The organism is Azospirillum lipoferum 4B, from assembly GCF_000283655.1.
In the GTDB taxonomy this organism is placed as follows: domain Bacteria; phylum Pseudomonadota; class Alphaproteobacteria; order Azospirillales; family Azospirillaceae; genus Azospirillum; species Azospirillum lipoferum_C.
Genome location: NC_016622.1, coordinates 719,569 through 732,243, shown reverse-complemented (window position 1 = coordinate 732,243; position 12,675 = coordinate 719,569). Strand labels below are relative to the sequence as shown.

12 protein-coding genes are annotated in these 12,675 nt (G+C 66.3%); 5 read left to right on the top strand and 7 right to left on the bottom strand.

Going from position 1 to position 12,675, the window contains the following annotated elements; all coding sequences use genetic code 11:
- Positions 1 to 46 precede the first annotated feature (46 nt).
- Entirely contained in the window at positions 47 to 1,330 is a 1,284-nt protein-coding gene (locus tag AZOLI_RS03350) for a pentapeptide repeat-containing protein (RefSeq protein WP_014247169.1), read from the bottom strand.
- A gap of 592 nt (positions 1,331 to 1,922) precedes the next feature.
- Between AZOLI_RS03350 and AZOLI_RS03345 the strand changes: the two genes are divergently transcribed.
- A complete protein-coding gene (locus AZOLI_RS03345) occupies positions 1,923 to 2,558 on the top strand; it encodes a DUF882 domain-containing protein (RefSeq protein ID WP_244442512.1) in 636 nt (211 codons plus the stop codon).
- A 377-nt stretch (positions 2,559 to 2,935) separates the two neighbouring features.
- Complete coding sequence (locus AZOLI_RS03340) at positions 2,936 to 4,885, top strand: calcium-binding protein (protein WP_014247167.1); 1,950 nt, start codon at positions 2,936 to 2,938, stop codon at positions 4,883 to 4,885.
- Positions 4,886 to 4,953: 68 nt separating this feature from the next.
- On the opposite strand, the gene AZOLI_RS03335 is transcribed toward AZOLI_RS03340, so the two are convergent.
- The 4 genes from AZOLI_RS03335 to AZOLI_RS03320 all read right to left on the bottom strand — a co-directional run bounded on the left by AZOLI_RS03335 (position 4,954) and on the right by AZOLI_RS03320 (position 8,198).
- The gene (locus AZOLI_RS03335) at positions 4,954 to 5,454 is read right to left on the bottom strand and encodes a DUF934 domain-containing protein (protein WP_014247166.1); all 501 of its coding nucleotides are present in this window, start codon (positions 5,452 to 5,454) and stop codon (positions 4,954 to 4,956) included.
- A complete protein-coding gene (locus AZOLI_RS03330; RefSeq protein WP_014247165.1) occupies positions 5,441 to 7,132 on the bottom strand; it encodes a nitrite/sulfite reductase in 1,692 nt (563 codons plus the stop codon). Before AZOLI_RS03330 ends, AZOLI_RS03335 begins: the two co-directional genes overlap by 14 nt.
- A 45-nt stretch (positions 7,133 to 7,177) precedes the next feature.
- Positions 7,178 to 7,480 (bottom strand): DUF2849 domain-containing protein, encoded by a 303-nt coding sequence (locus tag AZOLI_RS03325; RefSeq protein WP_014247164.1) that lies wholly within the window; start codon positions 7,478 to 7,480, stop codon positions 7,178 to 7,180.
- A gap of 124 nt (positions 7,481 to 7,604) precedes the next feature.
- Positions 7,605 to 8,198, bottom strand: a complete 594-nt coding sequence (locus AZOLI_RS03320) for a precorrin-2 dehydrogenase/sirohydrochlorin ferrochelatase family protein (RefSeq protein WP_014247163.1) — start codon at positions 8,196 to 8,198, stop codon at positions 7,605 to 7,607.
- 227 nt (positions 8,199 to 8,425) lie between these two features.
- On the opposite strand from AZOLI_RS03320, the gene AZOLI_RS03315 reads away from it, so the two are divergent.
- Genes AZOLI_RS03315 through cysC form a run of 3 tightly spaced genes read left to right on the top strand, consistent with a single transcriptional unit; the run spans position 8,426 to position 11,797 of the window.
- Positions 8,426 to 9,133 (top strand): phosphoadenylyl-sulfate reductase, encoded by a 708-nt coding sequence (locus AZOLI_RS03315; RefSeq protein ID WP_014247162.1) that lies wholly within the window; start codon positions 8,426 to 8,428, stop codon positions 9,131 to 9,133.
- Entirely contained in the window at positions 9,130 to 9,927 is a 798-nt protein-coding gene (cysD, locus tag AZOLI_RS03310; protein WP_014247161.1) for a sulfate adenylyltransferase subunit CysD, read from the top strand. Before AZOLI_RS03315 ends, cysD begins: the two co-directional genes overlap by 4 nt.
- A 1-nt stretch (position 9,928) precedes the next feature.
- Positions 9,929 to 11,797 carry an adenylyl-sulfate kinase gene (gene cysC, locus AZOLI_RS03305; RefSeq protein ID WP_014247160.1) on the top strand — a complete coding sequence of 623 codons (1,869 nt, stop codon included), beginning with the start codon at positions 9,929 to 9,931 and terminating at the stop codon, positions 11,795 to 11,797.
- Positions 11,798 to 11,885: 88 nt separating this feature from the next.
- Here the strand turns inward: cysC and AZOLI_RS03300 are convergent, their stop codons facing one another.
- The gene (locus tag AZOLI_RS03300; protein ID WP_014247159.1) at positions 11,886 to 12,314 is read right to left on the bottom strand and encodes a type II toxin-antitoxin system MqsA family antitoxin; all 429 of its coding nucleotides are present in this window, start codon (positions 12,312 to 12,314) and stop codon (positions 11,886 to 11,888) included.
- 2 nt (positions 12,315 to 12,316) lie between these two features.
- A complete protein-coding gene (locus AZOLI_RS03295) occupies positions 12,317 to 12,625 on the bottom strand; it encodes a type II toxin-antitoxin system MqsR family toxin (RefSeq protein WP_014247158.1) in 309 nt (102 codons plus the stop codon).
- Positions 12,626 to 12,675: the final 50 nt, after the last annotated feature.

Genomic DNA, 12,675 nt, shown 5'->3' with positions numbered 1-12,675 from the left:
GGGCCGGCTGCGGTGGGGAAATACGGGCGTTCACCCGCGGAGGTTCCTATCCGCGCCGGGGCGGACGGCCCGGCAGCATCGCGCGCTGCAGCTTGGCGCCGGCCAGATCGGCACCGTCCAGATCGGCACTGTCGAGGTTGGCGTCGGACAGGTTGGCATGGACCAGACAGGTCCCGACCAGCAGGGCGCCGCGCATGTCGGCCCCCATCAGGTTGGCCGCCCAGGAGCGGCCGGTCGGGCGCCCCGACGGGTCCTTGATCGCCGCCGGCCCCAGCCGCACCCGCGTCAGGTCGGCGTTGGTCAGCACGGCATAGCTGAGATTGGCGCCGGACAGGTCGGCGCCCATCAGGTTGGCGCCCTCCAGATTGGCGCCGGACAGGTCGGTCATCATCAGCCGGGCGCCGGTCAGCGCCGCCGCCGACAGGTTCGCCCCGCGCAGGGAGGCGGCGCTGAGATTGACGTTGCGCAGGTCGGCGCGGCTGAGGTCGGCGCCGTCCAGGTCGGCACGCTGGCCGCGCTGGCCGACGCTGTCGATCCAGCGTTCATGGTCGAAGATGGCACGCTGGATCTCCGACCCCATGCTGTCGATCGGCCGGGTCATCTGCGCCGTGGCGATCCGGGTGGAAGACAGGTCGCAGTCGGCCATTCGGGTGCCGACCATGTCGGCCTTGTCGAAGCGGGTGCCGTCCAGTGACGCCCCCGACAGGTTGGCGCCGTTCAGACGCGCGCCGCTCAGGTCCGCGCCGTTCAGAACGGCCCCGGACAGGTCGGCATTCTGCAGCACGGCGCCGGTCAGGTCGGCATCGGACAGGTTGGCGCCGCACAGCGTCGCACCGGTCAGGTCGGTGGGAATCCCACCCTCCGCCGTCGTGCCGTTCTGCAGGCGGGCGAGCGCCGCCTTGTGGAGCTGGCGCGCGCTTTCGCCGTCCTGGCCGCTGGGTGCATCGGGTCCGCTGCCGCGCCTTGCGCTGCCGCCCGGCTCCAGCGTGCCGGCGCGCAGGTCCGCCCCCTTCAGGTTGGCGTTGGAGAAATCGGCCGCGCGCAGGCGGGCACCGCGCAGATCGGTCTGCGTCAGGTTGGCGCGGCTGATGTCGGCATCGCGCAGATCGACGCCGAACAGGTCGGCGCCGGCCAGATTGGTGCCGTTCAGCCGGCCGCGGGCCAGCCGCGCGCCGACCAGACGGGCGCCGCGCAGGTCGCGCTGCGACAGGTCCGCACCCTCCAGGTCGGCCATGGCGAGGTTGGCACGGGCGCCGCCCGGCTGGCCCTTGACCCAGCGGGCATGCCGGTCCAGCACCTCGGCCAGTTGATCGGGCCGAAAGAAGGACACGGTGCAAGCAGTGGGGGCGGTTGCAGTGGGCACGGGCAGGTTGACGCCGTGAAAATGGTTACATTGCGACAATCATGCGATTCATTCCTTACCGAAGGCTGAATGAATCTCCTTTTGCGCTCACTCTTTCGGAGGATGCGGTTCGGGGGTACGCCGCTATGGCGTCCGGCGGGGCCAGGCGGCGCCAGTCGGGGGTTCGGTATGAAAAACAGAAGCTTGGCCATACCTACAGCCGAGCCCCCCTGCCGGCCCGACAGGGTCGTTCTGCCGCGGCTCTCCCGAGTCGCGCAGGTTACGGTTCTGTAATCGAACCGGCTGCGAACGAGTCGCGAACAGCCTCGCCCCGCGGTCCGGTCCGGGCTGCGCGCCGATCGGCATAAACCCTGGACCCGGCCAAAAACCGCCACCGGTTAAGCAATGGTTTCTTGACAGCAAAGGCCACAGACATCCTAAAAGTGTCCCACCTTTCGGACCAACGCACCGCAGCACGCCCTGACCTTGACCGGGGTGTTGCTTTGGCCGTTACCGGGATGACGGGCTCCGATGGACGGAGACGGCACGCCGGAGCGGAAAAACGGGATATGAAGGAAGAATGATGAAGGATGCGGACGCCCGGTCGACCACGACCGCACGCCCGAGCGCTGGCGAGAGCCACGCCACCGAACGCCGTCATCTCGATCGCCGCTCTCTTCTGCGCGCCGGCCTGGGGCTGGCGGCGGCTGCCTCCGCCGGGGGAACCCTGTTCGCGAGCGAGGAGGCCGAGGCTGCAGCGCTCCGCGCCCCGCCCCGGGTGCTGTCCCTGGTGAACCTGCACACCGGCGAGAGGGTCAGTGCGGAGTATTGGGCGAAGGGACGCTATGTCAGCGATGCCGTGCGGGCGATCAACCATCTGCTGCGCGACCACCGCAACAACTCGGTCCATCCCATCGACCCGAAGCTGCTGGATCTGGTCCACAATCTGAGCCGCAAGATCGGCCGCAAGGGTCCGATCGAGATCGTGTCCGGCTACCGCTCGCCCGAGACCAACGCGCTGCTGCGCGAGGCCGACCACAGCGGCGTCGCCCAGAACAGCTATCACATGCGCGGCATGGCCATCGACCTGCGGGTGCCGAAGATGTCGACCCGCCAGCTCCAGCGCGCGGCGCTGAGCCTGCGCGCCGGCGGCGTCGGCTATTATCCCGACAGCAACTTCGTGCATGTCGACGTCGGCCCGCTCCGCCACTGGTGAGCGGCTGGACCGCGGATAGCCCGTGGCTCTACCAGGTCCCCGTCCTCCAATCGTCCGGTTCGATGTGGCGCCAAATCCAGGCTGGATTTGGCGCCACAGTCATTTTCGGGCCGTCTCACGCCATACCGTCGAGGAAAGCGCCTCATATCCGGTCTTCATCGGGCGGCTGCCGGCCGGAACCTGAGGCCCTCCGCACATACCACCGTCCCGGACCCTTTCCCATCGCCCCCTCGGGAAACAAAAGAACGGGAATGATTGAGGCTTATTGCCGCATTTAGAGGTAGAATGCTTCCGTGTTAATTCCTGTAAAGCTGGTTTGCGCAACAACAGCACAACCCGGATGGTTTTCTGATGGGATGAGCGTGGGGGACACAGAGATGAGCACACCGGTTGAAGACTTGAACTACGTCCCGTTTTCGGATTTGCAGGCCGGCGATTCCCCGCTGGGGCCGCTGGCACTGGGCAGCGCGGATCCGATCGGCGGTTCCGGGGAATGGCTGAATTCCCACATCTTGGGCGGGAGCGGCGACGATCTTCTGATCGGGGGCGACGGAGACGACACCATCGACGGCGGCGGCGGCAACGATTCCTTGATCGGCGGATTGGGCAACGACATCTACATCGTGGACAGCGCGGGCGACGTCATCCAGGAACAGGCAGACGAAGGCATCGACGAAGTGCGGACCACGCTGGACGCCTTCGCCCTCGGCGACAATCTGGAGACGCTGACCTACACCTGGTACAACAACTTCCAGGGCACCGGCAATGCGCTGGACAATGTCATCGCCGGCGGTTGGAGCAACGATACGCTGAGCGGCGCCGCCGGTTCCGACACGCTGATCGGCGATGCCGGCAATGACCGTCTCGATGGCGGCACCGGCGACGACCTTCTGATCGGCGGCCGGGGCGACGACGTCTATTTCGTGGACAGCGCGGGCGACATCATCCAGGAACAGTTTTTCGAAGGCTTCGACGAGGTTCGCACCACGCTGAACGCCCTGACGCTCGGCGAGAATCTGGACCGGCTGACCTTCATCGGAACCGGCGACTTCCAGGGCACCGGCAACGAGCTGAGCAACCTGATCGTCGGCGGGACGGGCGACGATACCTTGATCGGCGGAGGCGGCTCTGACACGCTGAGCGGCGGTGACGGCGACGATCTTTTCTACATCGACGACACCGCCGCGACCATCGAGGGCGGTGCCGGCATCGATACGGCCATCGTCCGGTACGGCTTCGGGATCCAAATCGATCTGGCGGCCAGCGGCATCGAACAGGTTTATGGCGGTTCCGGAAACGACATGCTGGTCGGCACCGGATCCACCATTGGCCTGGCCATCGATGGGGACGACGGCGACGACACGCTCATCGGCGGCGCTTTCAGCGACACGCTGATCGGCGGAAACGGCAGCGATTCTCTGGCTGGCGGCGACGGCGACGACGTGTTTTATGCGGATGCCGCCGACACGGTCGAGGGGGGGGCCGGTTTCGACACCGTCTATATCGAGGGAAACGGCGATCTGTTCGTCGCGATCCACCATGCCGGTATCGAGAGGATGTTCAGCGGCGGCGGCAACGACCGTTTGATCGCAAAGGAAGGTCCCAGCGCGGTCGAAGTCGATGGAGGTGCTGGCGATGATGAAATCATCGGAAGCGGCTTCAACGACACGCTCAGTGGCGGCGACGGCAATGATGCGCTGTACGGCGAAGATGGTGACGATGTCCTGGTTGGCGGGAGCGGCGACGACAAGCTGTCCGGTGGCGCCGGGAACGATTACCTCTATGTCGATACTGCGACAGTGACCTTGCTGGATGGTGGCGACGGCGACGATACTGTCGAGGCCCGCTACAGCGCCGGCGTCACCCTGAACATCTCCTCGTCGATCGAGCACTTCATCGGCGGTGCCGGCGATGACATCGTAACGGCGATCAACTCCTATGACGGCGTGGAGATGGCCGGCGAGGACGGCAATGATCGGCTGACCGGAAGTTCCGGCAATGACAGCCTGTCCGGCGGGAGTGGCAACGATACGCTGAGAGGAGGCGGTGGCGACGACCTGCTGCAAGGCGGGGCCGGTGCGGACTTGTTCGATTTCTCGATCGATTTCGACAGCAACAGCGTCAACAACGGCAACGACATCGTGAGCGATTTCAATGCGGCCGAAGGCGACAATATCGGACTGCTCATCTTCCAGAGCTATACGGTGAGCGCCAACACCCAGGGCGAGGCCGTTCTAAACATTTCCGGCCTTGGTGCCAATTCAACGATCACCCTGTCCGGTGTGATGGCCCTGGACGTGTCAAGCTCCTGGTTCACCACCCTCTGAAGACAGGAAGGGCGCCGTCCCGGTGAAGACGGCGCCCTTCCCATTTGTCCTGAGCGGATTATACCGCCCTAGCCCACCTTCAGCTTGCGGCGCAGCAGCGACAACGGTGCCGTATCGTCCAGGCTGGGCTGGAAAGCGATGGTGACCTCGGTCAGCGCGGTGGCCCAGCTGTCCGGGTTGGTGCCTTCCGGCGCCTCGACCGAGGTGAAGCCGGTGCGGACCAGGAACAGGTACTGGTCGGGAATCACATGGCCGACCGCGCGAATCTCGCCGGTGTAGCCGTAGCGCTCGCGCAGCTCGCGCGCGGTGGAGAAGCCGCGTCCGTCGCGGAACTTGGCGAACTCCACCGCCACCAGGGCGAAGCGGTCCAGATCGGCGGCGATGGCGCCGGCCAGCGTGCCGCTCTTCAGCCGCACGCCCAGCTTGGCGTTGCGGCCGTCGAAGCTGTCGCGCTCCGCCTGCCAGCGCTCGAAGCTGATGATGACCGGGCGGTCGTTCGGCACCGGCTCGCCATCGGGGATGAAGCTCCAGGCGTCCTCGCCGATGCGCCCATTCTCAATCAGCGGCATAGATTCTCTCCTTGAACGGGGCATGGCCGACGCGGCGGAGGGTGTCGACGAAGCGCTCGCTCTCGTCCCGGCGGTTGGCGAGATAGACGTCGACGATGGCCTCGATGGCGTCCACCGCCTCGGTCTCGGTCACCGCCGGGCCGAGGATGTCGCCGATGGCCGTGGTCAGCGTCGGGTCGCCGCCCACCGTGATCTGGTAATACTCGGTGCCCTTCTTGTCGACGCCGAGGATGCCGATGGCGCCGACATGATGATGGCCGCAGGCGTTGATGCAGCCGCTGATCTTGATGCCCAGCTCGCCGATGGTGCGCTGGCGGACCGGATCGGCGAAGCGGGCCGAAATCGCCTGCGCCAGCGGGATCGAACGGGCGTTGGCCAGCGCGCAGTAATCCAGCCCCGGGCAGGCGATGATGTCGCCGATCAGCCCGGCATTGGCGCTGCCCAGTTCGGCCGCGTCCAGCCGTTTCCACAGGTCGTAGAGGTCGTCCTTCTTCACATGGGCGAGGACGAGGTTCTGGACATGGGTGACGCGCAGCTCGCCGAAGCTGTAGCGCTCGGCCAGATCGGCGACGAGGTCCATCTGGTCGCAGGTGGCGTCGCCGGGGATGCCGCCGGCCGGCTTCAGCGAGATGGTGGCGATGGCATAGCCCGGCGCCTTGTGCTCCGCGACATTCACCGCCAGCCAGTTGGCGAAGGCCGGATCGGCGGCCTTGGCGCGCTCCAGCGCGTCGGAATGGTCGGGCAGCTCCTCGAAGGGCGGCGGGGCGAAATGCTGGCGCACCCCCTCGACGATCTCCGGATCCAGGCGGTATTTCGGGCCGCGCAGCCGCGCGAACTCCTCCTCGACCTCCTGGGTGAACTTCTCCAGCCCCAGCTCGTGGACCAGGATCTTGATGCGCGCCTTATAGATGTTGTCGCGGCGTCCATACTGGTTGTAGACGCGCAGGATGGCTTCCAGGTAGGCGACGAAGTCCTCCTGGGCCACCCACTCGCGCACCAGCTTGCCGACGAAGGGCGAGCGGCCGAGACCGCCGCCGACATAGAAGGAAAAGCCCGGCTCGCCCTGGTCGTTGCGGCGCGCCAGCAGGCCGACATCGTGGATGCGCACCGCGGCGCGGTCGCTCTCCGCGCCGGAAATGGCGATCTTGAACTTGCGCGGCAGATAGGTGAATTCGGGGTGCATCGTCGTCCACTGCCGCAGGATCTCGGCATAGACGCGGCCGTCCACCACCTCGTCCCTGGCGGCGCCGACGAAGGGGTCGGTGGTGACGTTGCGCACGCAGTTGCCGCTGGTCTGCAGCGCGTGCATGTCCACCTCGGCCAGCTCATGCAGGATCGCCGGGGTGTCCTCCAGCTTGATCCAGTTGTATTGCAGGTTCTGGCGGGTGGTGAAGTGACCATAGCCGCGGTCGTACTTGCGGCCGATGGCCGACAGCTTGCGCAGTTGGGTGGCCGACATCACGCCATAAGGCACGGCGATCCGCAGCATGTAGGCGTGAAGCTGAAGGTAGAGGCCGTTCATCAGCCGGATCGGCTTGAACTCCTCCTCCGTCAGTTCGCCGGACAGGCGGCGCTCGACCTGTTTGCGGAACTGCTCGACGCGCTCGGCGACGAACTGCCGGTCGATCTCGTCATAGTGATAGATGCCGGCACGGGCGCCGGGCGCGATGTGGTTCATGTCGATAAGCCCTCAGGGCCGCCGGAACGGCCGACGTTCATTCACTCAAGCGGCCTGCGTGCCGAGAGATTGCTTGCCGAGGTCCAGGCGGACGGTCGGGCCGGCGGTGCGGATTCGCTCGCGCATCGTCGCCGGGACCGGAACGCCGTCCTGTACCACCACCTCGAAGGTGTAGATGTCGACGCCGAACCGCTCGCGCTCCGCCTTCTCCTTGGCGGCGGCCAGCACCCCGTCGGCCTCGGCGCGCGGAAACAGCGCGGCCTCGGCGAAGGACTCGACCCACACGCCGCCTTCGCCCAGGAACACGACTTCCCCGTCGCGCAGGCGGTTGGCGGTGATGGCTTTCATCGATCCTTCCTTCGATCGATCCTTGGCCGACATCTGGCTCTCCTGGCTGGTCGTTCTCGAACGCGTTTGGTGTCTTACCCGAACCGGTGATGGTCCGGCAGTGAATTCGGCGGGATGAGGAGCGCTACGGCAACCATCCTTCCCGGTCGATCATCGCGCGGGTCTCCTGGGCGACCTCGGACATCGACGCGCCTTCCGCCCGGCGGCGGTTGCGGAAGTCGGCGATGGTGCGCAGCCGCTCCGCCCAGTCCTCCGGGAACAGGGCTTCCAGCCGCTGGCGCAGCAGGCTGGCAAGGGTCGGGCTGCGGCCGCCGGTCGATATCGTCATCACCAGATCGCCACGCCGCACCACGGAGGGCGAGTGGAAATCGCACAAGGGGATGACGTCCTCGACATTCACCAGCACGCGGCGCGACCGCGCCAGCTCCGCCAGAGCGGCCTCCGTCTCCGGACCAAGGCCCATGACGTACAACACGCCAACCTTGTCCAACTCCGCGGCATCCGGCAGCGCCCGCAGCAGACGGTCGCCGGCCAACGCCGCCAATTCCCCATCCGGTTCCGGTGAAAACACCGCCGGGTCAGCCCCGCCCTCGCGCAGTTGCGTCAGGCGGCGAACCGCCAGCGGGCCGTTGCCGGCCAACGCGATCACCACCCGCGACGGGTCGAGCGCCAGCGGAATCATGGCCGCACCGCCGAAGCGGGCGACGGGGAGCGGCACAGACCGGTGCCTATGATGGAGATCATGTGCATGGCGGTATTTAGCCCAGGCGCGCCGACACAATCAACATATTTCACACTACGCATTGCAGCGCAGCACAAGCCTATTAAACAAGTAGAGAATGTATTTACGTTGCACGGGTTTTCCGCTGGTGTTAATGTGCAAACAAGAACATTAAGTCTACTTGATAAGTAGGCATTTCGAGCCACCGCGAAAGGCAGCTGACGATGGACGCCGCGACACGGGTGAAGCATCTGACCGACGGCTACGGCACGCTGGAAGGCGCGCCATTGCTGGCCGCCATGCATGAGGTGTTCGGCGGGCGGATCGCGCTGCTGTCGTCCTTCGGCGCCGAATCCGCGGTGCTGCTGGCGCTGGCCGCCGAGGCGACGCCGGATTTCCCGGTTCTGTTTGTGAATACCGGCAAGCTGTTCGGCGAGACACTGCGCTACCGCGACCAGCTGGTGAAGCGGCTCGGCCTGACCGACGTGCGGGAGATCGGACCGACCGCCGACGACCTCGCCGCCGGTGACAAGGACGGCATGCTGTTCAGGCGGGATTACGACGCCTGCTGCCATCTGCGCAAGACGGTGCCGCTGGACCGCGCGCTGGCCGCCGCCGGGCTGGAGGCCTGGGTCACGGGGCGCAAGCGTTTCCAGTCCACGACCCGCGCCGCCCTGCCCCTGTTCGAGGCGGAGGGGGACCGCGTGAAGGTCAACCCGCTGGCCAATTGGGACAAGAACCGGCTGGAGGAGGAATTCACCCGGCGCGACCTGCCGCGCCACCCGCTGGAGGCCGACGGGTTCCTGTCGATCGGCTGTTACACCTGCACCGAGCGAGTGGCGCCCGGTGCCGACCCGCGTTCCGGCCGCTGGGCCGGCAGCGCCAAGACCGAATGCGGCATACACACCACCATGATTGGAACCGCCCGATGAGCGCCGATCTCGACCAGCTCGAAAACCAGAGCATCTATATTCTGCGCGAAGCCTACAACCGCATCGACAAGCTGGCGATGCTCTGGTCGATCGGCAAGGACAGCAACGCGCTGCTCTGGCTCTGCCGCAAGGCGTTCTTCGGCCGCATCCCCTTCCCCGTCGTGCAGCTCGACACCGCCATGGAGCTGCCGGAGGTCTACGAGTTCCGCGACCGCATCACCAAGGAGTGGGACCTCGACCTGAAGGTGGAGCAATGCCCGCCCGAGGAGGAGATGGACCAGACCCTGCCGCCGCTGACGCGCGCCGCCGCGCGCAAGACGGAAGGGCTGAAGAACCTGCTGCGCGACCATGCCTATCAGGGCGTGATGGTCGGCATTCGCCGTGACGAGCAGGCGACCCGCGCCAAGGAGCGCGTGTTCTCCCCGCGCTCGCTGGAAGGCGACTGGGACGTGAAGGACCAGCCGGCTGAGTTCTGGGACCATTACAAGACCCGCTTCCCGGAAGGCGTCCATGTCCGCATCCACCCGCTGCTGGCCTGGACCGAGCTGGACATCTGGCGCTATTCCCAGCGCGAGGGGATTCCCATCGTCCCGCTGTACTTCGCGCGGGACGGCAAGCGTTACCGCTCGCTGGGCGAGAAGAACATCACCTTCCCGGTCGACAGCACCGCGTCCACCATCGACGAGATCATCGCCGAGCTTCAGGTGACCCGCATTCCGGAGCGCGCCGGCCGCGCGATGGACAATGAATCCGAAGACAGCTTCGAGCGCCTGCGCAGCGTGGGGTACATGTAAGATGCCGCATTCTCAACTTCGCATCGTCATCGTCGGCCATGTCGACCATGGCAAGTCCACGCTGATCGGCCGCCTGCTGAACGACACCGGCAGCCTGCCCGACGGCAAGGTGGAGCAGGTCCGCGAGATGAGCCGCAAGCGCGGCATGCCGTTCGAATGGGCCTTCGTCATGGACGCGCTCCAGGCCGAGCGTGACCAGGGCATCACCATCGACACCACGCAGATCCACTTCAAGACGGCGCAGCGCCCCTACGTCATCATCGACGCGCCGGGCCACACCGAGTTCCTGAAGAACATGGTGACCGGCGCCAGCCAGGCCGACGCCGCGCTGCTGGTGATCGACGCCGACGAGGGCGCTCTGGAACAGTCGCGCCGCCATGCCTTCCTGCTGCACCTGCTGGGCGTGCGTCAGGTCGCGGTCGTCGTCAACAAGATGGACAAGGTCGAGTTCTCCAGCCGCCGCTACGAAGTCGTGGCACAGGAGATCAAGGACTATCTGGCCGAGCTTGGGCTGCAACCCAAGGCGGTGATCCCGGTTTCCGCCCGCAACGGCGACAACATCGTCAGCCGCAGCGAGCAGTCCGACTGGTATCTCGGCCCCACGGTGATCGAGCAGCTGGACGCCTTCCGTCCGCAGCAGACCTCGCCCGACCAGCCGCTGCGGTTCCCGCTGCAGGACGTCTACAAGCCGGACGACCGCCGCATCCTCGCCGGCCGCATCGAAAGCGGGCGCCTGCGCGTCGGCGACACCCTGCACTTCTCCCCCACCGGCGCCAGCGCCAAGGTGGTCAGCATCGAGGCGTGGAACCACCCCGAAGCGGTGCTGTCGGCCCAGGCCGGGCAGAGCATCGGCATCACGCTGGACAAGCGCATCTTCGCCGAGCGCGGCCACATCGCCCACCATCAGGCCGACGCCCCGATTCTGGCCCACCGGCTGAGCGTGCGGCTGTTCTGGCTGGTGTCGGACCCGCTGGTGGTCGGCAAGACCTACACGCTGAAGATCGCCACCGCCGAGCACCGGGTGACGGTGGAGCAGGTGACGGCGGTCATCGATGTCGAGGATCTGTCCAGCACCCCCGGCAAGGCGGTTCGCCGCAACGAGGTGGCGGAGGTCGTGCTGCGTTCCCGCTCGCCGATTGCGCTCGATCTGGCGTCCGACCTGCCGCGCACCGGCCGCGGCGCGCTGATCGACGGCAACGACGTGGTCGGCGGCTGCCTGGTGGTGGAGATCGAGGACAGTGCTGCGGCCAACATCACCGAGGTGTCGCACACCGTCTCGCTGGAGGAGCGCGCCCAGGCCAACGGCCACAAGGGCGGCATCGTCTGGCTGACCGGCCTGTCGGGGGCCGGCAAGTCGACGCTGGCGATGGCGCTGGAACGCGCGCTGTTCGACCGCGGCTGGCAGACCTTCGTGCTGGACGGCGACAATGTGCGCAACGGGCTGAACGCCGGGCTGGGCTTCTCGTCGGATGACCGGGCCGAGAACATCCGCCGGGTGGCCGAGACGGCGAAGCTGTTCGCCGACGCCGGCATGGTGGTGATCGCCTCGCTGATCTCGCCGCTGAAGGCCGACCGGGCGCGGGCGCGGGTGATCGGCGGCGAGCGCTTCCACGAGGTGCATGTCGCCGCCAACCTCGCCACCTGCGAGGAGCGCGACCCGAAGGGCCTTTACAAGAAGGCGCGCGCCGGCGAGATCGCCGAGTTCACCGGCATCTCCGCCCCCTACGAGGCGCCGGACCAGCCCGAACTGGTCATCGACACCGACTCGCTCAGCCGCAGTGAGGCGCTGGCCCGGCTGCTCGACTATGTCGACGAGACCTTGGGCAAGAATAGCCTGAAGTCGGAGAAAGAGCTGACCTACGTCATTTGATGGGCGTGATCTGAGGGTCGGTTCCGATAGGGTAAGGCTTCGGGCGCGGGGGAAAGACCGCGCCCGAAGTGTTTTCGGGGGACCCTGCTCAGGACGCCAAGGGCAGCCGCACTTCCTCGACCAGTTCGGGGTGACGGTCGAGCAGGAACAGCAAAATTCCCATGGCCTGGCTGGGCTCCGCCTCGGCGCTTTCGTATTTCTGGAAGGCGTTCGGCCCGCCTCCGAGCAGCGCGCTCGCCCTGCGTTGCGAGAGCCCCAGCTTTTCCCGGATGCGACGCACGGTCTCCGGCCGGGGGATGCGGTCCACCAGTTCCTTCAATTCGCGAAGTGCAGCGTCCGACACGTCGAGATCGGAGCCGGTGAACACCGCGTCATCATCGTCATCCGACTGGTCCGGATACCAGCCCGGCATCTCGACGGTCTTGGAGACACCCTTGTACGTGACGGTGAGCGGACGCACGCCACGGCGCAGTTCCCGCCCGCGTTCCGAGATCATCGTTTCGGGATGCTTTTCCATGATCAGCCTCGCTCTTTGAAGGACAGGACACGGAAGGCGGTCAGGGTATCGCCGCGGAACTTGGTGTAGATCATCATCCCCTTTGCCGGGACGACATAGACGTCCTGCCACTCTTTGTGGTCGTTGTAAGAGGTCATGGACTTCACGAAGTGGCTGCCATCCATGACGGCAATCGTCGCGACGATATCGGACCGCGTAAAGCCGAGCGCCGCCGCATCGAGCAAGGCCACCTTCGTGATCGCCAAACCGTTGGGGGCGGTCATCGCGGCCTTGAAGGCGTCCAGGTCGTATGTCGGACGGCGCTTTTCCATCCCGTCAGAGTGCCACCATTAAGGTGGCATCGCAAGGACGGTCGGCAACT

Bases quoted from the DNA above. Each gene is read 5' to 3' on its own strand.
- AZOLI_RS03345 (WP_244442512.1), top strand. From the start codon at position 1,923: ATGATGAAGGATGCGGACGCCCGGTCGACCACGACCGCACGCCCGAGC.
- AZOLI_RS03340 (WP_014247167.1), top strand. From the start codon at position 2,936: ATGAGCACACCGGTTGAAGACTTGAACTACGTCCCGTTTTCGGATTTG.
- AZOLI_RS03335 (WP_014247166.1), bottom strand. From the start codon at position 5,454: ATGCCGCTGATTGAGAATGGGCGCATCGGCGAGGACGCCTGGAGCTTC.
- AZOLI_RS03330 (WP_014247165.1), bottom strand. From the start codon at position 7,132: ATGAACCACATCGCGCCCGGCGCCCGTGCCGGCATCTATCACTATGAC.
- AZOLI_RS03325 (WP_014247164.1), bottom strand. From the start codon at position 7,480: ATGAAAGCCATCACCGCCAACCGCCTGCGCGACGGGGAAGTCGTGTTC.
- AZOLI_RS03315 (WP_014247162.1), top strand. From the start codon at position 8,426: ATGGACGCCGCGACACGGGTGAAGCATCTGACCGACGGCTACGGCACG.
- cysD (WP_014247161.1), top strand. From the start codon at position 9,130: ATGAGCGCCGATCTCGACCAGCTCGAAAACCAGAGCATCTATATTCTG.
- cysC (WP_014247160.1), top strand. From the start codon at position 9,929: ATGCCGCATTCTCAACTTCGCATCGTCATCGTCGGCCATGTCGACCAT.
- AZOLI_RS03300 (WP_014247159.1), bottom strand. From the start codon at position 12,314: ATGGAAAAGCATCCCGAAACGATGATCTCGGAACGCGGGCGGGAACTG.
- AZOLI_RS03295 (WP_014247158.1), bottom strand. From the start codon at position 12,625: ATGGAAAAGCGCCGTCCGACATACGACCTGGACGCCTTCAAGGCCGCG.